The 23334-nt window shown below is 52.0% G+C and carries 14 protein-coding genes; 8 read left to right on the forward strand and 6 right to left on the reverse strand.

Annotated features, from left to right (window positions below; genetic code table 11):
* Positions 1–113 precede the first annotated feature (113 nt).
* Together ACO08I_RS00470 and ACO08I_RS00475 are read right to left on the reverse strand one after the other, a co-directional pair.
* Positions 114–2303, reverse strand: a complete 2190-nt coding sequence (locus ACO08I_RS00470) for a glycoside hydrolase family 3 N-terminal domain-containing protein (RefSeq protein ID WP_421948135.1) — start codon at positions 2301–2303, stop codon at positions 114–116.
* Positions 2304–2307: 4 nt separating this feature from the next.
* Positions 2308–3432, reverse strand: coding sequence for a hypothetical protein (locus ACO08I_RS00475; RefSeq protein WP_421948136.1), 1125 nt, complete (start codon positions 3430–3432; stop codon positions 2308–2310).
* 163 nt (positions 3433–3595) lie between these two features.
* On the opposite strand from ACO08I_RS00475, the gene ACO08I_RS00480 reads away from it, so the two are divergent.
* Genes ACO08I_RS00480 through ACO08I_RS00490 form a run of 3 tightly spaced genes read left to right on the forward strand, consistent with a single transcriptional unit; the run spans position 3596 to position 7260 of the window.
* On the forward strand, positions 3596–5623 hold the full coding sequence (locus ACO08I_RS00480; RefSeq protein WP_421948137.1) for a sialate O-acetylesterase: 2028 nt from the start codon (positions 3596–3598) through the stop codon (positions 5621–5623).
* Entirely contained in the window at positions 5620–6462 is an 843-nt protein-coding gene (kduI, locus tag ACO08I_RS00485; RefSeq protein ID WP_421948138.1) for a 5-dehydro-4-deoxy-D-glucuronate isomerase, read from the forward strand. The genes ACO08I_RS00480 and kduI overlap by 4 nt, the downstream gene beginning before the upstream one ends.
* A 6-nt stretch (positions 6463–6468) precedes the next feature.
* On the forward strand, positions 6469–7260 hold the full coding sequence (locus ACO08I_RS00490; protein ID WP_421948139.1) for a gluconate 5-dehydrogenase: 792 nt from the start codon (positions 6469–6471) through the stop codon (positions 7258–7260).
* Between the two features lie 12 nt (positions 7261–7272).
* Here ACO08I_RS00490 and ACO08I_RS00495 read toward each other — a convergent pair whose 3' ends face one another.
* The 4 genes from ACO08I_RS00495 to ACO08I_RS00510 form a co-directional block, all read right to left on the reverse strand.
* Entirely contained in the window at positions 7273–8793 is a 1521-nt protein-coding gene (locus tag ACO08I_RS00495; RefSeq protein ID WP_421948140.1) for an endo-1,4-beta-xylanase, read from the reverse strand.
* Positions 8794–8798: 5 nt separating this feature from the next.
* The gene (locus tag ACO08I_RS00500; RefSeq protein ID WP_421948141.1) at positions 8799–10895 is read right to left on the reverse strand and encodes a beta-galactosidase; all 2097 of its coding nucleotides are present in this window, start codon (positions 10893–10895) and stop codon (positions 8799–8801) included.
* Between the two features lie 57 nt (positions 10896–10952).
* Complete coding sequence (locus ACO08I_RS00505) at positions 10953–11996, reverse strand: LacI family DNA-binding transcriptional regulator (RefSeq protein ID WP_421948142.1); 1044 nt, start codon at positions 11994–11996, stop codon at positions 10953–10955.
* A gap of 376 nt (positions 11997–12372) precedes the next feature.
* A complete protein-coding gene (locus tag ACO08I_RS00510) occupies positions 12373–13299 on the reverse strand; it encodes a LacI family DNA-binding transcriptional regulator (protein ID WP_421948143.1) in 927 nt (308 codons plus the stop codon).
* Between the two features lie 416 nt (positions 13300–13715).
* Here ACO08I_RS00510 and ACO08I_RS00515 point away from each other — a divergent pair, with 416 nt between their 5' ends.
* The 5 genes from ACO08I_RS00515 (at position 13716) to ACO08I_RS00535 (ending at position 23326) form a co-directional block, all read left to right on the forward strand.
* The gene (locus tag ACO08I_RS00515; RefSeq protein WP_421948144.1) at positions 13716–14312 is read left to right on the forward strand and encodes an RNA polymerase sigma factor; all 597 of its coding nucleotides are present in this window, start codon (positions 13716–13718) and stop codon (positions 14310–14312) included.
* A gap of 134 nt (positions 14313–14446) precedes the next feature.
* On the forward strand, positions 14447–14698 hold the full coding sequence (locus ACO08I_RS00520; protein ID WP_421948145.1) for a hypothetical protein: 252 nt from the start codon (positions 14447–14449) through the stop codon (positions 14696–14698).
* A 53-nt stretch (positions 14699–14751) separates the two neighbouring features.
* The gene (locus ACO08I_RS00525; protein ID WP_421948146.1) at positions 14752–18045 is read left to right on the forward strand and encodes a SusC/RagA family TonB-linked outer membrane protein; all 3294 of its coding nucleotides are present in this window, start codon (positions 14752–14754) and stop codon (positions 18043–18045) included.
* A gap of 66 nt (positions 18046–18111) precedes the next feature.
* Positions 18112–19656: a RagB/SusD family nutrient uptake outer membrane protein gene (locus ACO08I_RS00530; protein ID WP_421948147.1), complete on the forward strand. Its 1545-nt coding sequence runs from the start codon at positions 18112–18114 to the stop codon at positions 19654–19656.
* Between the two features lie 334 nt (positions 19657–19990).
* On the forward strand, positions 19991–23326 hold the full coding sequence (locus tag ACO08I_RS00535) for a VCBS repeat-containing protein (protein WP_421948148.1): 3336 nt from the start codon (positions 19991–19993) through the stop codon (positions 23324–23326).
* Positions 23327–23334 lie beyond the last annotated feature (8 nt).

Genomic DNA, 23334 nt, shown 5'->3' on the forward strand with positions numbered 1-23334 from the left:
GTTGGGGGATTTGAGCCCGTATCATTCACTTTCTCTAAGGCTTACTTATTACGCGGCCCGCCAGCGGTCAAAGACTGCATACGATCAGGATGATTTGGTGCACTTGCATGAACTTACTTTTTCAGGTTTAGGGTCAGGCTGACCGGGTCAGGTATGCCAAGCGCTTTTGAACGGGCTGTAGGTACGGCCCCACTAGCATAGAGCTGTACCGGGCCCTCAGGTAAATAGGCTTTACCCGATTCGTCGTAAAGCTGCAGGTCACTGGCTTTCACCTCAAATTGTACGGTCTTGGTTTGTCCGGGCGCCAGGTAGACTCTTTCTACGCCTTTGAGGTCAAACAGCGGGGCTGCCTCACCCGCTTCCGGCCAACTGGCATAGAGCTGTACGACTTCTTCGGCACCGGTTTGCCCGGTGTTGCTTACGGTGGCAGAAACGGTGGTGCGGTCTCCACTGCTCAGGTTTTTGGAGCCAACAGTGATGGACTCGTATTCAAAGGTCGTATAGCTCAGCCCATAGCCAAATGGGTAGAGTGGTTCTTCCTTCATATAGCGGTAGGTCCGCCCTGTCATGCCGTAGTCTTCGTAGGGTGGCAGCTGGTCCAGGGATTTGGGGAAGGTAATGGGAAGCCTGCCGGAAGGCGATGTTGATCCGAAAATGAGGTCGGCCACGGCGTTGCCCCCTTCTTCACCCGGGTACCAGACCCAAAGTATGGCATCCACGAGGTCTTCGACTTCCGCCAGAGAGACAGGGCTGCCACCCGTCACCACCAGGATGATCGGGGTATCCCCCCGATTGCGGAGGGTTTTCAAAAACTCAATTTGATTAGCAGGTAGGCCCAATTCAGTTCGGTCACCTTTGTGGGCAGAGGCGATAGACTCGCCTTCTTCGCCCTCGATGAGCCCGGAAATGCCCATGACGGCTACCACGGCATCAAGGCTCATAGCGCTGCCGGTCACCCAGTCTACGGGGTTGGCATTATTCTGATAGGGGCGGACACCATATTTGTAGAATACTTTGGTGCCTATACCGATTTTATTGGTGATGCCTTCCAGTACGGTTACCGCATTACCGGTCACGCCGTAGTAATTAGCCAACAGGATGTCTGTGCTTGCTGCGTGCGGGCCAACCACAGCGATGCTCTCCAGGTTGCAGGATAGCGGCAGAATACCGTTGTTTTTCAAAAGAACCATGGACTGACGCGCGGCCTCCCGGGAAAGGGCGCGGTGCTCGGGGCTGTTGACGACTTCCGGAGAAATCGCATCAAAAGGGTTGCTGCCCGGCGGATCGAACATTCCGAGCCTGAACCGGGTGCGCCAGAGGGTCTTAAGGGTTTGATCCACCAGCGCTTCGGTAACGAGACCCCGCTCGACGGCTTGTTGCAGCCCTTTGGCATAAGTGCCGCCGCAATTCACATCAACGCCGGCTTCGAGCGCCCGAGCGGCAGATTCCACGACGTCTTCGGTGATGTTATGCCCGCTGTGGAAGTCGGTCAGGGCACCGCAGTCAGATACCATGTGACCTTTGAACCCCCATTCCTCCCGCAGGATTTGCTGTATCAATTCCGGGCTGCCACAGCAGGGCTCGCCGTACACGCGGTTGTAGGCACACATGACAGCTTCCACTTTGGCTTCTTCCACCAGGCTTTGAAAGGCTGGCAGGTAGGTCTCCCGGAAATCTCTGCGGGAAGGTAAGGCATCAAAAGAGTGGCGCAGTGCCTCCGGCCCGGAATGAACAGCGTAGTGCTTGGCACAGGCGGCCGTTTTGAGGTACTGCGGGTTGTTGCCCTGCAAGCCTCGTACGAAAGCACTACCGAGCAGGCCCGACAGATAAGGGTCCTCGCCGTAGGTTTCCTGACCCCGGCCCCAGCGCGGATCGCGGAAGATATTGATGTTGGGCGACCAGAATGTTAGTCCGGCGTATTGAGCGTGTATGCCGCGCTGAATAGCGGCGTTGTACTTGGCCCTGGCCTCATCGGATATAGCATCAGCTACCTGGTAAATGAGATCTTCATTGAAGGTGGCGGCCATACCAATCGCCTGAGGGAAGACCGTGGCTTTGCCATTACGCGCCACACCGTGGAGGGCTTCATTCCACCAATTATAGGCGGGGATACCCAGGCGCGGGATCGCCGGTGCATCGTGCTGAAGCTGCAGCACTTTTTCTTCCAGGGTGAGCCTGCCGACCGCATCATTCAGGCGTTCTTCCAGATCAAGGTTCGGATTGAGGAAAGGATACTCCTGCGCAAGGATGGGCATTTGGAGCAGTAGTGTCAGCGCAACAGTAAAAAACAGGTATTTTTTCATGGTGCTAAAGCGGGTTTGGTAGGGTAATCGTATTCGCTGAACCAGCAGCGCCTTCAAGGTAAAGAATGATTTGATCATCCCGGACTTCGATGTCCTCAATACTGCTGACATTTGGAGCGGGCAGCATAAAACCGGCGAAGGACTTCTCCAGCGTTTCCCCGGCATCGATGTATTCAAAAGAAGTTTGACCTCTAAAGCGGGTGTCCTTCATGATTAGCTGCTCGTAGGGCGCTCCGATGCCGGTGGTGCCGAATTCCAGGCCTTTGGCAGCAGGTTGGCCATCAGCGTAGTGGTTCCAGATATTGATCCAGGGGTATTCCGAAAGACGCCAGATGTAGCCCAGGATCAGTCCCTGTTCGGGCTGCAGGGCAGCGACCCAGCCGTAGGTGGCAGTATCCGGGAAAAGGTGGGTCGTGACGTAATTTTCTTCCTCATCCGTCCGGCGCATATCGATGGTCCGTCCGGTAGTGTCAGCAACGCCCTGCGGCCATTCATAGGCCAGTCGGTGGGGGTCAGGCAGGACAAACCTTTGGTTGAACCCGTGGGTGGCATTGGTGTGGACTGTTAGGGCAGGAGACAGGAAAGGCGGACCCAAGGTGATATGTTGAACCACATTAGTCGGCCGGCTTAGCGAAAAGGTATTGGTGAATCTTTCGCTCACCCTGAATAAAGGCGCATTGGGCAGGAGAGACACGGACCGTGCGACGACCATGCCATCCAGCGGGGCGCCAGCGTTCATTTTAACTTCCGTTTTGGTTTGCTGACTGATCGTCCAAAGGCTATTGGCAGGCTCTCCGTTATGTGGTACACCAGCGGCCATTTCCCCTTTGGAAGGTTGCCCCCAGCGGCCCAGGCAGAGGAAATGCCCCTGAAACGGAGCCCCGGATTTGTTATTCTCAGGCATTTGTTCGGTGGTGATGCCCCAGGTCAGTGGGTTGACCGGGTTTTCGTTATGAAGAATTTGGGTGAACGCCCCACCGTAGGCATCAATAGTAACCTGAATCTGATCGTTGCTCAGTTTAACAGGTGTGCTTTCCGCAACCGGATTTTCCCTTGTTTCCTCAGCACCTGGAGTGCCGCAGCCCAGAGTAAGCACTGCCAGGCTGATGCCCAAAAGCCATTTTCTCATCTTTTTGGTCGTATTGGTCTCTGTCTTGATGTGTGCAGCCAACGCTTTTTGTAACCCTGAAAACGGGTCTTCCATCGTGGGTATTTACATTGAGGACCGAAAGTGAGGTTACAACCTTATGACACTTTACTCCCCCAACTGAGATTACCATTATACTGCGCCTATGAATCTGCTTAGACTTCTATTGTTTCTCGGTCTTTTTTCCTGCATACAACCGGTTGGGCTTTTCGGTCAGCTTGCCCTGCCTGCTTTTTTCTCAGATGGTATGGTGTTGCAGCGGGACACCGATATCCGAATATGGGGCAAGGCGGCACCCGGTAGCAAAGTGACCGTTGAGTGGCAAGGGGAGACCTCAGAGTTAAAGGCAAACAGGGCAGGGCAGTGGACATTTAGGGATGCGCCCCTTAGTGCAGGCGGTCCGCATACCCTTCGGATAAGCAACAGAAAAGAGACCATCACCATTGAGGATGTTTTGATTGGCGATGTGTGGATATGCTCAGGGCAGTCCAATATGGAGTGGCCAGTCAGCCGTTCCAACAACGCTGAGGCAGAAATTGAAGGGTCAAATTATCCCAAAGTTCGCCTCTTTGACCTTCCCCGGCAACGATCCTTTGCCCCGCTGGAGTTTTTCAAGGAAAAGACCAGCTGGAAAAAAGCGGTAGGGGAAAATGTCGCTACCTTCTCGGCAGTCGCATTCTACTTTGGGCGGGAGTTGCATTACGAAGAAGGCGTTCCCATTGGGCTGATCAGCACCAACTGGGGAGGTACAAATGTGGAAACCTGGACCAGCGGGCCGGGCCTGAAAGGCTTTCCGGATATTTACCGTAAGGTGGAATACATGGAAAACCAGCCGAAGACCATAGAAGAACTCGAGGAAGAACAAAATGAAGCGCTCAGGCAGTGGGAGGAGGCGTATTTTGAAAAATACGATCAGGGAGAAGACAATCGCTGGCCATCCGCGAGCCTGGATGATGAGGAATGGGATGAGATTGATCTTCCAAAGGATTTGCAATCCGTTGGATTAGGGGATTTTGACGGGGTGATTTGGTTCCGAAAGACCTTCACCATGCCGGAAGCATTAAGAGGAAAAGACCTGTTTTTGCGGCTGGGCTACATTGATGACTTCGATGAAGTCTGGATCAACGGGCAGTCCATAGGACGTACCAGTGATGTGAATACCTGGAGGTCTTACCCTGTATCGGCCAGTTTGTTTAATGAGTTAGGGACGAATACGGTTGCGGTAAAAATACTACATAAAAGCGGGCACCGGGGATTGATAGAAGAACGTAAAGATAAGTTTGGGTTGTCCCAAAGCCGGTATGAAATTTTAGATAGTGATCTGAGCCTTACCGTCAACTGGAAATACAAGGCTGCGGAAAAATGGGATACGACCATTCCTGAGCCTCCAATGGAAGCTGATCCAATAAAGCCAAACAGCTATCCTTCATTGCTTTACAATGCCATGATCCACCCCTTCACCAGGCTGCCGATAAAAGGGGCGATTTGGTATCAGGGCGAATCGAATGCCAGCCGGGCTCATGAATACCGGAAGTTGTTCCCCAATATGATCACCGACTGGCGCAAACAATGGGGTCAGGAATTCCCTTTCTTCTGGGTACAGCTGGCGAATTTCCGGGCACCAAAAGACAAGCCCGGAGACAGTGAGTGGGCGGAACTAAGGGAGGCTCAAGGTTTAGCCTTAAAGCTGCCAAACACAGGAATGGCCACGGCAATCGATATAGGCGAAGCGGATGATATCCATCCACGAAATAAACAAGAAGTCGGGCACCGGTTGGCCCTGTCGGCTTTAAAGGTGGCCTATGGCAGGGAGGTGGTGCACAGCGGGCCCGTTTTTGACTCTGCTGTATTCGGCGGGAAGGAAGTTACGCTCTCCTTCTCCGGCATCGGTTCCGGATTAACAGTAATGGATAAGGATGGTATTCTTACAGGGTTCTCCATTGCAGGAGCTGACAAGGTGTTTCATTGGGCACAGGCCAGGATTGCCGGCGACAAGGTCATTGTATACTGCCCGGATGTTGAAGAACCCGTAGCCGTAAGATACGCGTGGGCAGATAATCCGCACAATGCAAATTTGTATAACCAGGAAGGCCTTCCTGCTCTTCCCTTTCGAACAGACGATTGGCCGGGTATTACCATAGACAAAACATTTAAACCACAAATAAGACCATGAGTACTCATTTTAGATCCTACTATGCGACCAACCCCAGAGATTTTAAGGCATACGATACCCAAAGGCTCAGGGAGGACTTTTTGCTTACCCCAATCATGGAGAATGGTACTATACAACTTAATTACCTGCATTACGACCGGTTTATTGCCGGCGGAGCAGTCCCAACAGACAAGCCGCTCAAGCTTGAAACCATTGACCCGCTGAAGGCCGGCTATTTCCTGGAGCGCCGGGAATTGGGCATCATCAATATTGGCGGCACCGGCACGGTCTCGGTGGATGGCACGGATTATGAACTGGGGTACCGGGAGGCGCTTTATGTGGGGCGTGGCAACAAGGAAGTGGTTTTCAAAAGCAGTGATGCTGCAAAACCTGCGCATTTTTACCTGAATTCCACTCCGGCACATCATGCTTACCCCACAAAAAAAATCACAGAAGCCGATGCTGAGGTAGTGGAGCTGGGCGCTCTGGAGACCGCCAACCACCGGGTTATCCGCAAGCTGATCGTCAATAGCGTGGTGGAAGTATGCCAATTGCAAATGGGGATGACGCAGCTGAAAACCGGCAGTGTCTGGAATACCATGCCGGCCCACACACACGACCGCCGCATGGAAGTGTATCTGTACTTCGAACTTCCCGAAGATCAGGCTGCCTGCCACTTCCTCGGTGAACCCACAGAAACCCGCCATCTTTGGCTGAAGAACGAAGAAGCGGCTATCTCCCCGCCCTGGTCTATCCATGCCGGTTCAGGCACTACCAACTACACTTTTATCTGGGGTATGGCCGGTGAAAACCTCGACTACGGCGACATGGACAAATGCGCAATTACAGATTTGAAATAAAGATACATGAACCAATTATTTGATTTGACAGGAAAGGTTGCTCTGATTACCGGTGGCACCCATGGGCTCGGCATGGCGATGGCTATGGGGCTCGGTCAGGCCGGCGCTACATTGGTGATCAACGGGCATTCTTCTCAGGAAAAGATTGACAAAGCCCTGGAAGCTTACCGGGCGGAGGGCATCACTGCGCACGGGTATCTGTTTGATGTCACGCAGGAGACAGCAGTAATTGACAGCGTTGCCCGCATCGAATCGGAGGTAGGGGCTATTGATATTCTCGTCAATAATGCCGGGATTATCAAGCGCATTCCGCTCGTTGAGATGAGCGTGGAGGAATGGGATCAGGTCATTCGTACCGATCTGACGGGCGTGTTTATCATGTCCAAGCACGTCGTGAAAGGCATGATGGAGCGCGGTTCGGGCAAGATCATCAACATCTGTTCCATGATGAGCGAGCTGGGAAGAAACACTGTGGGGGCCTACGCGGCAGCCAAAGGCGGCCTGAAAATGCTCACGCAAAATATGGCCACCGAATGGGCAAAGCACAACATTCAGGTGAATGGTATCGGGCCGGGCTACTTTGCGACCAGCCAAACGGCACCCATCCGGGTAGACGGGCATCCGTTCAATGATTTTATTATACAGCGTACGCCTGCGGGCCGTTGGGGCGATCCGGAAGACCTGGCCGGCACGGCTGTCTTCCTTGCAGCACCCGCCAGTGATTTTATCAACGGACAGGTGATTTACGTAGATGGCGGCATTTTGGCGACCATCGGGCGGCCCGCGAACGAGGCTTAGCCAGTAAGGCTTTTAAAGGACTGTTTTAAAGACTAATCGGGTATCCGGCGCAGCTTCATCCACTGCAAAAGGGTGCCCGATTTTCGTTTGGGCGGGTTGAGATTCCAACTGAGCAAGGTAACTTCCGCAGAAGCCCCGGAAAGTGACCTGCCCCTTTTCGTCGGTAGTTGCTGTGGTCCGGGTTGTCCAGTCCTCGTGTATGCGTTGTCGGACTTTTTCATAAAGCGGCTTCAGGGTGTGCCCGGAACCCGAACCAGGCTGAAAACTGACAGCCATGCCCATAAATCCCCAAAAGTAAAAGGACTCGACTGCGGGGTGCCCGAATGCTACCGTCAGATAGTCCATGACGTACTGATCGCGTAGGGATTCCGCTTCTTCTTCCGTTAGATTTTCCTGCGTTTTTGTTTCGCCCAGCGACCGCCACTCCTCAGAAGACAGGATTTTTTCTTCCTGTCCGCCGGGCATCAGGCTTTTGGTGTGGGCCCAAAACTCTGTTATGCTAAGGGGCAGCCCGGCAGCCGCCATTTGATCGTACAGCTCGGTCTGCTCCGATGGGTTCAGCCAGCCGGTATGGCTTTGCAGCCCCAGCGTGTTGGGCGGGTAGCCGGCATTCTGCAGCCGTTCCACGAGTTCGAGATAGCGTTTGCGTTGGCGCTGAGTAGTTACCGCTTCCCCATAATGGTCCTGCAGTCCCGTTTTGTTAATCACCCCGATACCGTAGTCGTTGATGACATATTTTGCACCGGGTGATTCTTCCCGGCCCCAGCGGATCACTTTGGAAATGTACTCCACCAGGTTGTCCATACTTTCGGTATAGGGCCAGGTCCGGTTGGGCAGGTTCTTCGGGGCAGGTTCCCAAAGTGCTTCATTAACCGCATCCCACAGTTTCACCTTACCATCGTAGCGGGCGGTCAGGTTGCGCACCCGCACCTCCACGAACTTCATAAAAGTCTCCGGGTCATACTTCTTTGCCCATTCCGGCACGGCTTTCGGGATAGACCAAAACAAGGGGTGCCCTTTGGCCGTCAGCCCGTTGGCGTTCGCCCAGTTAACGGATTCCTCAAAGCTTTCCAGTTTCAGGTCGCCCTGAAAGTCCATCGTTTTGGTGCCATAAGTCCGGGGGCGCTCCGTCCAGTAGACGGTGGTGTTCAGGCTGTTGAAGACGTCTTTAAAGCGTTCCCGGTAGTATTCCAGGCGGGTTTCCTGGCTTTGTCCTGCCCGGAACATATTGCTCATCGCCCAGTTGTTGTCCCCAAACAGGAACTGATGCTGTAACTGCGCAATGTCCACCTTCCGGTTGGTCAGGGGCTGCCCCCAGCGGTCGAGGAAGGTCAGCGTGACCGGGCGTTTACGGATTTTGTCGATATTGGCCCGTGCCCGTTCCAGCGCGCTTTTGGAAGGGTGTTGGAAAAAGGCCGGCCCGTATTCCTGACGATGGTTGGATGCCATAGCAGGCAGAGGGGCTCCCAGTGTGGCAGCCCCCAGCCCGATACGGGATAATCGTCTGACAAAAGATCGGCGGTTCAGTGGCATGGGTGTTATTTTCTTTGCAAGACTCTGACCTCATAGGGCGCCAGTTCCTGCCCGGCGCTGTAGGATTTACCGGTCAGAATGTCGGTGTACTTCCCTTTGGGCAGTTCGATGGTTTTAGGCTCAGCAGTGATGTTATCGAGAATGAAGCCTTCCTGCTTACTGCCTTTTCTGTGCACAACGAGCGGGCCAGCATCTCCTGAGGCCAGAGGCTCAATGCCTTGTTCCTTAGCGTAGTGGCGCAGCAATTGCCCTAAATGCTCACGGCCGGGATCGGTGCCCAGCAGAACGACCTTGCCTTTGCCCACCGTATTCTCGATGATAGCGGCTTCTTTGGCATGCATACCGTTAAGGTAGGTGGCAATGACCCGGCCATCCTCAGAGGATAAGGCTTCAGACCAAAGCCCGGCTTGCCCTTCCGGTAAGTCCAAAGGGCCGTTGTAGGCCATTTTCAGGGGGATCTCTGCGGGGCGTAACTTGGTGCCCACCGGTATGCGGCTATCGACTTCAATGCCAGACCATTCTGCAATCTCGCCCATGGCATGATCGGTGAAGGCCGTCCAGTATTCCGTCCGGTAGCCAGTCATGGGCCCGAGGATAAGCGTACCGCCATTTTCCACCCATGTTTTGAGGCGTGCGCGGAGGTCATCGGAAATCATAGGCAGCAGCGGAAGGTAGAGTAATTTATAACCGTCTAGGTCGGCGCCGGGCATAAGTACGTCCCGGTGTAAGTGTTGATCCTGCAGGGCGAGGTAAAAACGGTAGGTCCAGTCAGTATAATAGCGGATGTCATTGGCGTACTGCTCTATACGCAGGCCCATATCCGCTTCATGGTCATAGAAAATGCCGATTTCTGCCGGGGTGACGGGGGCATGGAGCAGGAAGTCGCTGCTTTTTTGCAGGTCAGCCCCCAGTTGCTTCAAATCATCATAATTGGCAACCGGCTTGCCCCAGGCATTGAGGATGGAGCCATGCGGCATTTCCTGCCCGGCCCGGTGCTGCCGCCAAAGCCAGAAGATAGCGCCCTGTCCGCCAAGGGCATAGTTCATCCACAGGGCAGCATGCATACTGCCATCGGGCTGGTGGAGGAACCAGGTGTTCCCTTTGGCGCCACCACCGGAGTTATTTGGGGCGGTTTCAAAGAGCCAGTGCATCCCTTTTTTAAATCCCCGCATACGGTCGTAGTTGCTCAGTACCCGGTCGTATGCCTCGAAACTATGGTAATTGTTGACCGCCATAAAGTCCAGGTCTTCAAACAGGTCTTCGTAGTTGGTGGCTTGCCCGGGCATGGAGTCATGCGTAACAGGCCGGTCAGAGTACTGACGGATCGCTGCCAGTTGTATCGCCTGAAAGTTGACTACGGACTCGCTTTGGAAGCGCTTCCATTCCAGTTGCAGGCTGGGGTGATGCCATGTCCAGCTACGGGGCAGGGGGATTTGATCAAACCGCTGATAAGTCTGGCTCCACAGGTCAGTGGCCCAGATTTGGTTGAGGTTTTCGATGGTGCCGTACTTTTCGCGCAGCCAGTTTTGGAATAGCACTTTTGTAGACTGACTGTAGTCAGGCTTCATACTTAGTTCGTTGTCGGTTTGCCACCCGATGAGCGCCGGGTGGCTGCCAAGCGCTTTGGCCATTTCGGAAACGATACGGACGACGTAGTGCTGGTACACCTGATTGTTATAGTCGTAGCTTTTGCGGGCACCATGGTACTTCCGGCGGCCATCTTCGTCGAGCTGCCCGATCTCCGGGTGCTTTTCCCACAGCCAGGCGGGTGGGGTAGCGGTAGGAGTGCCGAGGATGACGGAGATGCCATGCTCATGCAGTTCGTCCATGATGCTGCGCAGCCATTCGAAGTCATATTCCCCTTCCCTGGGCTCCATTTTGGACCAGGAGAATTCAGCCATACGGACCACGTTCATGGAAAGTTCCTTCATGTGGCGGATGTCCTCTGATACGCTTTCACGGGACCATGTTTCCGGGTAGTAGGAAGCGCCGTAGTAGATTTTATCTGCAGGAATGGCCTGATCATCAGTTTCCTGACCAGGCAGCAATAAGGGGAGCCCGGCAAAGAGCAGGCTTAGTAGGAGTGAATTGAATTTGAGCATTGGCAAATATTCCTTTTCGCAAAGGAGACATTGAGCCATGCTCCGTAACCAGTAAATTTAGCCGGACTTTCTGAGTTGGGTGGACTCCCGGCAGATCAATTCCGTGTCAAGCACCACTTTTTGGTGGATATAGCTGCCGTTCTGATCGGAATTGATTTCTTCAATCAGTTTTTGCACCGCCAGTTGCCCCATCGCTTTACTCGGCTGCCGGATAGAGGTAACGGAAGGTTTCATGAATGCCGAGAAAGGCTCCTCGGAAAAACCAATCACGCCTAATTGTTCAGGCACTTTTATGCCCAGTTTTTCAGCGTAGGCAATGGTGCTGATAGCGGTCAGGTTGTTGGCGGTAAAGATGGCATTGGGGCGTTCTTCGGGCATCAGGAGTTCATCTGCGATCCGGGTACCCTCTTCAAAGGAAAGATTGGAGCTGTATTTAATCCATTCCTGCTTTACAGGCAGGCCAGCCTCTGTCATGGCCTGTTGGAAGCCCCTTAACCGGTCAGCATACATAAGTTGTTTAGTCGGCCCTGATACATAGGCAATTTTGGTATACCCCTGGTCGATGAGGTGCTGTGTACCTTCGAACGCCCCCCGATAGTCGTCAATTACAATTTTGGTAGTATCTTTTAAGGCGTTAGTTACCCGGTCAACCAAGACCAATTTGACACCTTGCTCTTTAGCTTTTCTAAAATGCTCGAAGGATTCCGTTTCCAGGGATAAGGTAGCCACTATGCCGGCCACCCGGCTGGCGATAAGGGTATCCATATAAGTTTTCTCCCGTTCGTAGGAGTTGTTGGTTTGGCAAACGATGACGGAGTAGCCCTTCTCGAATGCGGTCTCCTCAATATTGTGCACCAGTGACGAGAGGAATTCCCGGTTGAGCTGTGGTACAATTACGCCGATGACTTTGGTCTGATTTGTGGAGAGGCTGGTAGCCAATGCATTTTTTTGGAAACCAAGCTTCATAGCTGCTGCCCTTACTTTGGCTTTGGTCTTGGGGCTGATCCTTGGATCATCATTGAGCGCTCGGGAAACGGTAGATATGGAAACACCGACGGCCTCTGCCACATCGTAGATGTTTATTCTGTTTTTTTTCTTCATTTTGCCGTTTGTTAGAACGTGTGCCCGATCGTTAAAATCCCGGAATGCCAGGCTCTCATTAATTCAATGATTCGTGAAACTTGTTTCTGTAAGTATGGGCCGTAAAAATAATTGATTTTATTTAATGAAGGCGCAAGCGCTTGCAATAGCTTTTGCAAGGACCGGAGATCAGTGATGACAGGCTCAGCTCTGTTAAACGGTTTTTCTTCGCCAAATAAAGTGCCTTCTGTCAGGCAGGGCAGTTTTTCCCGTACCTTGCGGAGGCTGCCGATCTATTTCCTGTTGCGGTTAGTAGATTCCCGGGCGATGAGTTCGGTATCCAGTATTATTTGCTGATGGACGTAGTTTTCATCCTGGGCTGCATTGATTTCCTCCACTAATTTTTGCACTGCCAATTTTCCCATTTCCATGCTGGGCTGCCGTATGAGGGCTGCATGAAGGCAGAAAAAGGCTCCTCCGAGAACCCGATCACGCCAAGGTCTTCGGGCACCCTGATGCCGATCTGGCGGGCATAGGCAATCGTACTGATCGCAGCAAGGTTATTGGCTGTGAATATCGCATTTGGCTTCTTCTTTTGGCTTAGGATTTTTTTGGCGATGCGGGTACCTTCTTCATACGAAAGGTCATCAGAATATTCTATCCAATCGGGATTCAGAGTAAGGCCCGCCGCTTTTAAGGCTTGTCCAACCCCCCGCAGGCGATCGGCATAAAGCAGCTGTTTGGTCGGCCCTGAAACATACGCAATCTTGTCGTAGCCCTGTTGAATGATATGCTGTGTGCCTTCGTAAGCCGTTTGGTAGTCATCGATCACAATTTTTGTAGTGGACTTGATCTTTGGGGATACCCGGTCCACGAGCACCAGCTTAATGCCCTGCTCTTTAACCTTTTCGAAGTGCTCATAAGACTCCGTTTCCAGGGAAAGCGTGGCGATGATACCGGCCACCCGGCTTGCGATGAGCGTATCTATATAGGTTTTCTCCCGCTCATAGGAGTTGTTGGTCTGGCAAATGATCACAGAGTACCCCATGGCAAAAGCCGTTTCTTCAAGGTTGTGCACCAAAGAAGACAGAAAACCCCGGTTGAGCTCTGAGACCAGGACACCGATTACTTTGGACTGATTGGTTGACAAGCTGGTTGCAATAGCATTTTTCTGAAAGCCAAGCAGGGTTGCTGCTGCTTTTACCTTCGCCTTTGTTTTGGCGCTAATACGGGCATCGTCGTTCAGAGCGCGGGATACTGTGGAGATCGAAAAGCCTGCCTCCTCTGCGACATCATAAATGTTTACCCTGTTTTTCTTTTCCATTGGGCTGATGATTTGAGCATGAAGCCGGTATCCACAGAGCTATAAGTAGGTGCCATCGCTCCATTTCACCAAAATCAGGGATGCCCATTCATAATTCCGGCGAGGCTTCGATTTTAAAATACTTGTCTTTTTGATCTGTAGACGTTGATTTTACAAAAACAGGGCAATTTCATTGATAATTTATCAAGCGCTTGCGCCAGGGCTCCTGAAAAAAACAGCCAAAGCGGTTTGTATCCTATTTTATAAGACGATCAAAGCTACAAACCAAAATTAAAATTGTTCGTAAAGATTTAAGCAAATAAAAAGTTGTACAAGCGCTTGCATAAGTAAAAACCGATTGCTAGATTTACATCATCGTTCGGTTCATAGCCGATAGTGTAAAACCAAATTCGATAGTTCAAGACCAATACCGAATTATGGAAAACCAGAACCCGTCCAACGTCCATCAAAAAAACTGGCAAGCCTATTTGAATGGCAATGATCAGGCCTTCGAGAATTTATATATGGCTTTTGCCGATCATTTGTACATCTATGGTTCCAATCTCACCATAGATAAAGCATTGGTGGAAGATGCCATTCAGGAAATCTTCTGCAAATTGTACCAGAGAGACAAAGACCTGATCGAGGTCAAAAATATCCGGAGTTATCTGTTTGTTGCCCTGCGCAATCATATCCGGAAAAGCCTGAGCACGGACCGCAACCACGAGGAACACCAAAAGCGGTATCAGTCTATGCAGCCGCTGAGCGAAGAGGTGCCGACGCCCTCGATGGGTTACGAGGGGCAACCGCTGCAGGCGCATGTACGCCGGGCTATTGATGATCTGCCTCCGCGCCAAAAAGAGGTGCTTTGCCTCCGCTTCTTCGAAGGCTTCGATTACTACGAGATTTCCGATATCATGAAAATCTCCTATCAGGTAGCCCGCAACTATGCTTCCCGTGGAATGAAGCGCCTGAGGGCGGACTTGTTTGCTGACCCTAAAGTGCAGTATAAAAGTGTAGTCATGGCAATCTAAAAAGGGTTTTTTCCCTGATAATTCCACTTTTTGCCGGGAAAAAGCAACTTTATTTTGATTACAGTTGCTTCGCCTTTAAGAACCTTTGGTCAAGTTATTACAAATTATCCGGTTCTATCAGAACGAAAGGTAACATGACCAAAAAGCATTCCACACCGCTGACTGCTGAACAGTTGCTGAACGATGATCAGTTCGTCAGGGCTGTTTTGGAAGGCCGTTCTTCAGTCGAAGCCTATCACCAAACCCATCTCCGTCAATTCGGAGATATTGCAAATGTTGTTGAGGATGCCAGAGCCACTATCCTGAGCATGCAGCGACATTTCAAGGCACAGTCACCTTCGCAAAAAACATTAGCTACAATTTTGGAAAGGATTCGGTCAAGCTGACCGCAATCATATCATGTGTTGAAACTTAATTCATTAACCTAACCGTCTAGCTTATGAAAAGCTTTACACTCCCATTGCTCTGCCTGATGCTAGTCTTCAGTGCAGGTGCAGTACAAGCCAGGGGGGATGCTTATCCCGCTCACAGCCCTGGAAATGAAACATTAGCAGACTTTGTCCCGGAGGACGATGTCAAAGTTCAAGGTGTCGTCGTCGATAGTGAGGGAGAGCCTCTTATCGGTGTTAACGTCCTTGAAAAAGGCAATCCGACCAATGGTACCATAACAGATGTGGATGGCGCCTTCCAGCTTACCGTTGCCGACGATAATGCCACCTTAGTATTCACTTACATTGGCTACCAGAAAACAGAAATGCCCCTGAACGGGCAAACAAATGTTTCTGTCACCCTCAAGACAAGCGCTTCCGTACTGGATGAGGTTGTTGTGGTGGGTTATGGTACGCAGGTCAAGCGGGACATGCTTGGTGCCGTATCTTCCATTGAAGGCAAGGAGCTTACTGCTTTCAACGCCACTTCTATGGACCAGTCCTTGCAAGGGCTTGCAGCCGGTGTCCAGGTAACCGGCAGTTCCGGTGTGCCGGGTGCGCCTACCCGGGTGCTGATCCGGGGTACGAACTCCCTGTTCTCCGGTACCGAGCCGCTGTGGATTATCGATGGAATGATCCTGAGCGGTCAGGGTGGTGGCGAAATAAACGGCTTCGGCCGGAATGCCGGTGGTGCAACACCACTTAACCCGCTTGCTACGATTAACCCAAATGATATTGAATCCATTGAAGTTCTTAAAGATGCAGCTGCGACAGCTGTTTATGGTTCACGTGGTGCAAACGGGGTCATCATCGTAACGACCAAATCGGGTAAGGGTGGAAAAGGAACCCTTGACCTGAATGTGAACTACGGTATCTCTGACGTGGTTCGTGGGCCCAATGAAATCGGCTTCGTGGATGGTCCAACATGGTTGGCTTTGGCGGATGAGTCCCGTTTGAATGCAGGCCTTGCCGAATTTAATCCAAACGATGTTCTGGCTTCAGGCCGTGATCCTAATGCCGTCCTAACGCGCGATCAGCTCGCTGATGTCAATTACTTTGATGAAGTGCTTCGACAGGGTTCTTCAACAGACATCAACCTTTCCTCCTCACGGGCTACCGAGAATCTGAATTACTATATTTCCGGTAACTATCGCCGGGACGAGAGTATTCTGGTAGGAGACTTAATGGAGCGGATGTCATTGCGTTCCAACTTTGACTTCAACCCCCTGGAAAATCTTAGCATCGGCACCCGTCTCCAGCTCAGCTATGTAAACCGGGAACGTGCACCAAACGGTGGTGCTCCGGGTGGAAATGCCAACGTCGGCAATGGAGGTTATAACTTCGCTAATACTGGCATTATACCAGTACTTCCCTTATTCCACCCTACAGTAACCGATCGTAACGGTGACCCGATCTTGTTTGATCCGCTTTCCGGACGCAATGTACGAGCTAACCTGAACCGGGCCAATTACATCAACGATCAGGATACTTACCGAGCTCTGGCTGGCGTAAACCTGCAGTATAATATCCCATTTGTGCAGGGGTTGTCCATCCGTTCAGAATTGGCAGCGGATTTCCTGCACGCCAGTAACATTGAATGGGCCAATACGGTCATCCGCGAGGATAGTAAGTACGGATTTGATAATGCTCAGACTTTCCAGCGTATCAATTATAACGCTTACCTTAGCTATGATCGTCAGTTCGGCAGCTTGCACGCAATCAACCTTACAGCCGGAACGGAATCTACCACTGAAGGCCAGCGCCGCCGCAATATTGAAGCGCAGCAGCTTTTTGGTACGCAGCAGGAGCTTAATCAGCCCGGTGATGTACAGCGGGTTACGGCGGGTTACGGCGGTGAATTGTACTTCCGGGGCTACTTCGGCCGTCTGAACTACAAGTTTATGGATCGCTACATGATCGGTGCGAGCTACCGCTACGATGGTTCTTCTATCTTCACCGAAGACTTCCGCTGGGGTAACTTCCTGGCCCTTTCTGCGGGTTGGGTAGTTTCTGATGAGCCCTTCCTGGTCAACAATGAAGTCATTAACTTTCTGAAGTTCCGGGGTAGTTTTGGTCAGACGGGTAACTCCGCGATTAGCCAGCAGGCTACAGCAACGACCTATGCACAATGGGGGCGTTACGGAGATACCGGCGCAGGTGATCTCCTGAGCTCAATCGCTAATACTGCGGTAACCTGGGAAACCACTGATGCTTATGATGTAGGTGCTGATTTTGAACTCTTCGAAGGCCGGGTAAGTGGTACCGTGAGCTACTACGTGCAGGACGTACGTGATATGCTATTCCAGGTACCCATCCCTCAATCCTCTGGACTTTTCAGTAGCGGTCCTACAATTTGGGATAATGTCGGCGACATGCAGAACCGGGGCTGGGAAGTAGAATTGAATACGGTAAATATTGACCGTGGTGATTTCCAGTGGAGAATGGGCATCAACTTTGCTACTAATGAAAATCAGGTGACTCGTTTATCTGGAGAAGAAGCTGAGATTTATAACGTCAATAACAATGCTTTGGTTACCCGGGAAGGTGACCCGGTTGGATTTTTCCGTTTAGCCCGTTATGCAGGCATTCACCCGGAAGGCGGCTATGAGTTGATCGAAGAGATGGACCTGGAGCAGTTCGAAGCAACCGGTGAACGGGTGCCTACGGGTAATCTTATTCCCGCTACCCGTTCCAACCTACAGAGACACTTATTTGATTTGACCGACAAGAGCAGTTTGCCGACTTTCTTCGGTGGTTTCAACAACAGCTTCACCTACAAGAACTTTAGCCTCAGTGCCCTGATCAGCTTCTCCGGAGGCAACTATATCTATGATGTGGCCCGGGAAAACTCCGTTTATGTGAACGGCTTTAAGCCTTACCGTGAGGAGATCGTAGGCAACTACTGGCAGAACCCAGGCGATGATGCTGACTTCCCGGCGCTAAACTGGAATCAGCGCTACGATGTGATAAACGAAGATGGAACGATAGAAGAAAACGTACGTTTTGATCCTCAGCGTTCTGGTCAGGCGCATGATAAGTACTTACAGAAAGGAGACTTTATCCGTATGCGTGCATTGTCCTTTTTCTACAACCTGCCACGTGGTGTAGCAGAGTCTCTGCGCATGCAGAATATCCGTCTTGGCTTTACAGGCAATAACCTGTTCACCATTACCGGATACGAAGGCTATGACCCTGAGGTGGTTAATCTGGGAGGAGCAGCAGACCGTAACCTTGGACAAGGTTGGGCAGGCGTTCAATTGCCACAGCTGAAGTCTTATAACTTTAGCCTGAACGTTACTTTCTAAGATCATTAGGATTTCGGGGGAGTCAATCCCCCGATCCTTTCATTTTTTCGATAAAAATAATAAGCCATGAAAAGCTTTAAGATAAAAAACTGGTTTATAGCGCTGCTGGTCCTTGGACTGGTCAGCTGCGATAACGAAGACTTTTTTGAATTGACCAATCCACCGGAGGCCCCCTGGCAGTCGCTGGGAGAGCTGGAGAAAGCGCCAATCGGTGCTTACTATACCCTTTCGGGCAACGGCGGTTTCCGTGTAATGTTCTCTGCGGGCAGAATTGCCGGTGAGGCTTATGCTGATGGAATGAACCTTGCAGGCACAGAGCAAGGCTTCCCTATTGATGTGGATACAGAAGAAATGTATAATCGTAACATTGAGGGAACAAGTATAGCGCTGTTTGACAATGGTATCTTTCGAAATGCCTACTTTGCTATTGGTCATGCCAACGGTGCATTGGATTTCATAGCGGCGAATGATGGTGTGCCTTTTCCTGAAGAAGGAGACGATGCGACCCACCGGATAGAAGGTGAGCTGCGCTTTGTACGGGCGTTTGCTTACTACTATCTGGCCAGAATTTATTGCCCTGTGTATCCAGATGATACGCCCCGTCTTCCTTTCCGGACCAATCAGGCCACCAACTTCGATGAGGCCAAGTCTTCTGCTATTGGGTCTGCAAACGATATTTATGAATTCATTGTAGAGGATCTGATTGCAGCCAAAGATTTGCTTCCTGAACGTTATGATGCGGCTATCCACCCAGAGGCTTATGCCGATGGTCGGGCCAATAAGTTTGCGGCTGCGGCCCTGCTGGCTAAAGTATATTTCCACATGGGCAGGTATGATGAAGCATTGGCTGAAGCCAACTTTGTAATTGAGGAGAATGGCGGTGACTATGACCTTTCGGAAGAGCCCGTTGAAGCCTTTAATAAGACCGGTCCGGTTCGTGGTAAGGAAGTGATCTGGTACTACGCCCTTTGGGCGGGTGATGGCCTCGGTGGCTCCAGTAACTGGAAGCACCCGCGCCGCTTCGCCTGGTATAATGCCAGCCGTGAACGCGCCGGCGGATTAGAGGACAACGGTAGCCGGTTTATGGTGTGCAGTGATGCATTCCTCGAATCAGCGGGCTGGCAGAATGCGGATGGTACAGAAAGTGCAGATGCCGCAAATGACCTGCGTTACCAGCAATTGTTCATTCGGGTTCCGGCGGGCGAAGACCCACGTTTTGAGTCCACTCGTGACTACGTATGGAATGATAAATACTATAAGGCAGGGGATCGTTTAACCAATCTTCCTATACTTCGCCTTGCAGACATCGTATTGCTCCGTGCATTCCTGCGTGCAGATGCAGGCGATAACGCCGGTGCACGTTCCGACCTGAATATGGTCCGCAACCGCGCTGGCCTCGGTGACTACGATGGCAGCGATGCTGATCTGATCAATGCGATCCACAATGAGCGCTTCAAGGAAATGGCCTTCGAAGGCGACCGTTTCTGGTACCTGCAGGGGGCCCGCGTGGATATTCCTGCCGGTGACCGTGGTGGCAGCGCTATTCCATGGGATAGCCCGCTGTATTCGGAAATTCCTGACTTTGAGGTAGAACTCAACGACGGATTCTAAGATAGTTTCTTCATTGTTTTGAGTTTAGTTGATAAATGTTTGATGGGCTGATGGCTTTGCTGTCAGCCCATCTTCATGAAAGCCCTGCTACTTTAGTGGTTTGTCAAGTAAGAAATGAAGATTGGAGCCAAGCCATTAAGCACTGCAAGACTTCGGAGAAGTCCCACCCTTATAACCTTGGCAAAATCACAGGAAGCCGACTTCGGAGAAGTCGCACGTTACCCTTAGACAGAGGGGGCTTTCTGCTTATCCGGCTTTTCATACTTTGCAGAGTACTATTTGCCCGATAGCCGGGGTCTTGGTATTTTGAGCCACCAAATAAAAACCATTGCCTATGTTCTCCACCGCCAACCTCCGCGCTTTCGGAGGCTTTCTCATTACGCTACTCTTGCTTACCGGATGTGAAAACGCTGAGCCTTCAGAGGCCGGAGAGCAAGCTGCTACCGACGACACTACCGAATTCGTCTCCCTGACCTTAGACCAAACCGGCATCGACTTCGCTAACAACCTGCCGGAAGATGCCTACCGCAATATTATGCGTTATCAGTACTTCTACAATGGGGGTGGCGTTGCCATCGGTGATGTAAACGGGGACGGGCTGCCGGATGTGTGCTTTTCTTCCAATACAGGAGCGCCCCGCCTGTACCTCAATCAGGGCGGGATGAAATTCCGCGAAGCCAAAAACGCCGGGCTCGATCTGCCTGCCAAAGCCACCTGGAATACGGGTATTAGCATGGTGGATGTCAATGGAGACGGCCACCTAGATATTTACCTCTGCCGCTCAGGCAATCTGCAGCTGGCCAATCGCATGAACCTACTCTACATCAACAAGGGGGACGGTACCTTCAAGGAGCGGGCTGCCCTGTTTGGGCTAAACGACCCGGGCTACTCTATACAAGCCAACTTTTTCGACTATGATAAAGACGGCGATCTCGATATGTACCTCGCTAACCACGGCATTAATTTTTACGGGCGCGACCCACAGGGCAAGGTTTCCAATGCGCCTGATCAGTACTCGGGAGATAAGCTCTACCGTAATGATGGCGACCGCTTCACCAATGTCACTAAAGAAGCCGGTATTTTGGAGCGGGCATACAGTTATGGGCTAGGCGTTGGCATCGGTGACCTGAATCAGGATGGCTGGGACGATATTTACGTGTCCAATGACTTCTTTGAGCACGATTACCTGTACTGGAATCAGGGCGACGGCACTTTCCGGGAAAGCATAAAGACTGCTGCCCGTCAGACTTCCTACTTCGGCATGGGCAATACGATCACCGATTTGAATAACGACCAACTGCTAGATATCATGGTGGTGGATATGACTGCTGAGGACCACTACCGCCGCCACGCCAACCTCGCCGGGCTGAGCTACGAAAAGTTCTGGGACTTCGTGGACAAGGGCTACCACTACCAGTACATGTTCAACAGCCTGAATATCAACAACGGCAATGCCACTTTCAGCAATCAGGCGCAGCTGGCGGGCATCGCGCAGACCGACTGGAGCTGGGCACCACTGGCCGCTGATTTTAATAACGATGGCCTGACCGATCTCTACATCACCAACGGGCTGCGCAAGGATGTCCTCAATCTCGACTTCATCAACAACATCGACAAGCGCTTCGCCAAGTACATCGGTGCCAACGGGCAACTGCCGGAAGACCGCTTCGTGGAAATGCTGCAGACCATGCCTTCCGAAAAAGTGGGCAACTTCTTCTACCGAAACGAGGGCGATTTGCAATTTACAGATGTCCGGGAGCAGTGGGGCGCAAACACCCCTTCCTTCTCTACCGGGGCCGCTTATGCTGATCTTGACCAAGACGGTGATCTGGACTTGGTAGTCAACAACATCGACGCCCCCGCCTTTGTCTTCGAAAACCAAAAGACTGAAGGCCCTTTCCTGCGCATTGAACTGCAGGGGCAGGGCAGGAATAAATTTGGCTGGGGCGCCAAAGTCCGGGTCACTTCCAGTGAGGCGACGCAATTGCAGCAGCAGTATCCCATCCGGGGGTATCAGTCTTCTGTGGAGCCGGTATTGCACTTTGGGTTGCCCGCTGATGCCCCGGTAGAGGTAGAGGTGGAATGGGCCGATGGGAAAGTCACCATTTTAGATAATGTACCACCTAATCAAACCCTGCAAATCAATCAAAAATCAGCAGGAGCCGCATCTCCAGCTCCCGCACCACCGGTCACAGTTTTTGAACCCGGCCCCGACCTCAACCAAAAACACACCGAAAACGATTTCAACGACTTCAAACGGGAATTCCTCCTGCCCCACAAAATGTCCGCCCTGGGGCCCACCCTCGCCGTTGCTGATGTCAATGGCGATGGGCTGCACGACTATTTCCTGGGCGGTGCCAAGGGCCTGCCCGCTTCTCTCCACCTGCAAAAACCAGATGGCACTTTCCAGCAGGTACGCGAGCCCTGGCTGGACGAGCGCCTGCACGAGGACGGTGGCGCTGCTTTTTTTGACGCAGACGGGGATCAGGATATGGACCTCTACGTTGCCTCCGGCGGCAATGAATACGAGATCGGCTCCAAATACTATCAGGACCGGCTGTATTTGAATGACGGGCAGGGGGCATTCACGCGCGCTTCAGATGCACTACCGGATCTGCGCAGCAGCACTGGCCCGGTCGCAGCTACGGACTACGATGGCGACGGAGATGTCGATTTATTTGTCGGCGGACGGCAAACGCCCGGTGCCTATCCAACCGGCACTCAGAGCTACCTCCTGCAAAACGATGGTCAGGGGCGCTTTACAGATGTTGCCCCACAACTCGCTCCGGAAGGATTGACCGGCATGGTGACCGATGCCCTGTGGACCGACTTCAACGGCGATGGGCAGTCTGATCTCATCGTAGTCGGAGCCTGGATGACACCCCGTTTTTTTAGCCAATCCGATGGCGCTTTCAAAGAGGTGACAGCTGCAACCGGGCTTGAAAACCTCAGCGGCTGGTACTTTAGTTTGGATGGTGCCGACTTTGATGGGGATGGCGATACCGACTATGTCTTGGGTAATCTCGGGCTCAACCACCGCTTCAAAGCCACACCCGAAGCCCCCTTTGCCATCTACGCTGCTGATTTTGATGAGAATGGCACCTTGGACATGGTTCCAACCTACTATTACGAAGGTAAAGAATACCCCCTCTACGGGCGGAGCGTGATGCAGGATCAGCTGGTCAGCGTGAAAAAAGCCTATCCATCCTATACCGACTACGCCCGGGCCACGGTGCAGGACATCTTCACCGCCCCGGCATTGGCGAAAGCCCAAAAAGCAGAAGCCCAAACCTTTGCCAGCCTTTACCTCGAAAACAAAGGCAACGGGCGGTTCGAAGCCCGCCCTTTGCCCCGCCCCGCACAGGTGAGCCCGATAATGGATATGGCTATAGACGATTACAATGGGGATGGTTCGATGGACATAATCATAGCAGGCAACCTGTACGGCTTTGAGTACCGGACCGCCCGTGCCGATGCCGGTAACGGTTTACTGATGCTGGGGGACGGGCAGGGGCATTTTGAGCCACAGTCTATATCCGAAAGCGGCATTTTCCTGCCCGGCGATGTCAAAGCACTGGCTCTTTTGCAGTATCAGGGCAAAACAGGCTTGCTGATTGGTCAAAACGATGGGCCGGTGAAGTTGCTGCTGCTCAGGGAATCCCTGCAGTAGTCGTCTAA

It is taken from the genome of Phaeodactylibacter xiamenensis (genome assembly GCF_965229835.1).
Taxonomy (GTDB): domain Bacteria; phylum Bacteroidota; class Bacteroidia; order Chitinophagales; family Saprospiraceae; genus Phaeodactylibacter; species Phaeodactylibacter xiamenensis.

Bases quoted from the DNA above. Each gene is read 5' to 3' on its own strand.
- ACO08I_RS00470 (WP_421948135.1), bottom strand. From the start codon at position 2,303: ATGAAAAAATACCTGTTTTTTACTGTTGCGCTGACACTACTGCTCCAA.
- ACO08I_RS00475 (WP_421948136.1), bottom strand. From the start codon at position 3,432: ATGAGAAAATGGCTTTTGGGCATCAGCCTGGCAGTGCTTACTCTGGGC.
- ACO08I_RS00480 (WP_421948137.1), top strand. From the start codon at position 3,596: ATGAATCTGCTTAGACTTCTATTGTTTCTCGGTCTTTTTTCCTGCATA.
- kduI (WP_421948138.1), top strand. From the start codon at position 5,620: ATGAGTACTCATTTTAGATCCTACTATGCGACCAACCCCAGAGATTTT.
- ACO08I_RS00490 (WP_421948139.1), top strand. From the start codon at position 6,469: ATGAACCAATTATTTGATTTGACAGGAAAGGTTGCTCTGATTACCGGT.
- ACO08I_RS00495 (WP_421948140.1), bottom strand. From the start codon at position 8,793: ATGCCACTGAACCGCCGATCTTTTGTCAGACGATTATCCCGTATCGGG.
- ACO08I_RS00500 (WP_421948141.1), bottom strand. From the start codon at position 10,895: ATGCTCAAATTCAATTCACTCCTACTAAGCCTGCTCTTTGCCGGGCTC.
- ACO08I_RS00505 (WP_421948142.1), bottom strand. From the start codon at position 11,996: ATGAAGAAAAAAAACAGAATAAACATCTACGATGTGGCAGAGGCCGTC.
- ACO08I_RS00510 (WP_421948143.1), bottom strand. From the start codon at position 13,299: ATGGAAAAGAAAAACAGGGTAAACATTTATGATGTCGCAGAGGAGGCA.
- ACO08I_RS00515 (WP_421948144.1), top strand. From the start codon at position 13,716: ATGGAAAACCAGAACCCGTCCAACGTCCATCAAAAAAACTGGCAAGCC.
- ACO08I_RS00520 (WP_421948145.1), top strand. From the start codon at position 14,447: ATGACCAAAAAGCATTCCACACCGCTGACTGCTGAACAGTTGCTGAAC.
- ACO08I_RS00525 (WP_421948146.1), top strand. From the start codon at position 14,752: ATGAAAAGCTTTACACTCCCATTGCTCTGCCTGATGCTAGTCTTCAGT.
- ACO08I_RS00530 (WP_421948147.1), top strand. From the start codon at position 18,112: ATGAAAAGCTTTAAGATAAAAAACTGGTTTATAGCGCTGCTGGTCCTT.
- ACO08I_RS00535 (WP_421948148.1), top strand. From the start codon at position 19,991: ATGTTCTCCACCGCCAACCTCCGCGCTTTCGGAGGCTTTCTCATTACG.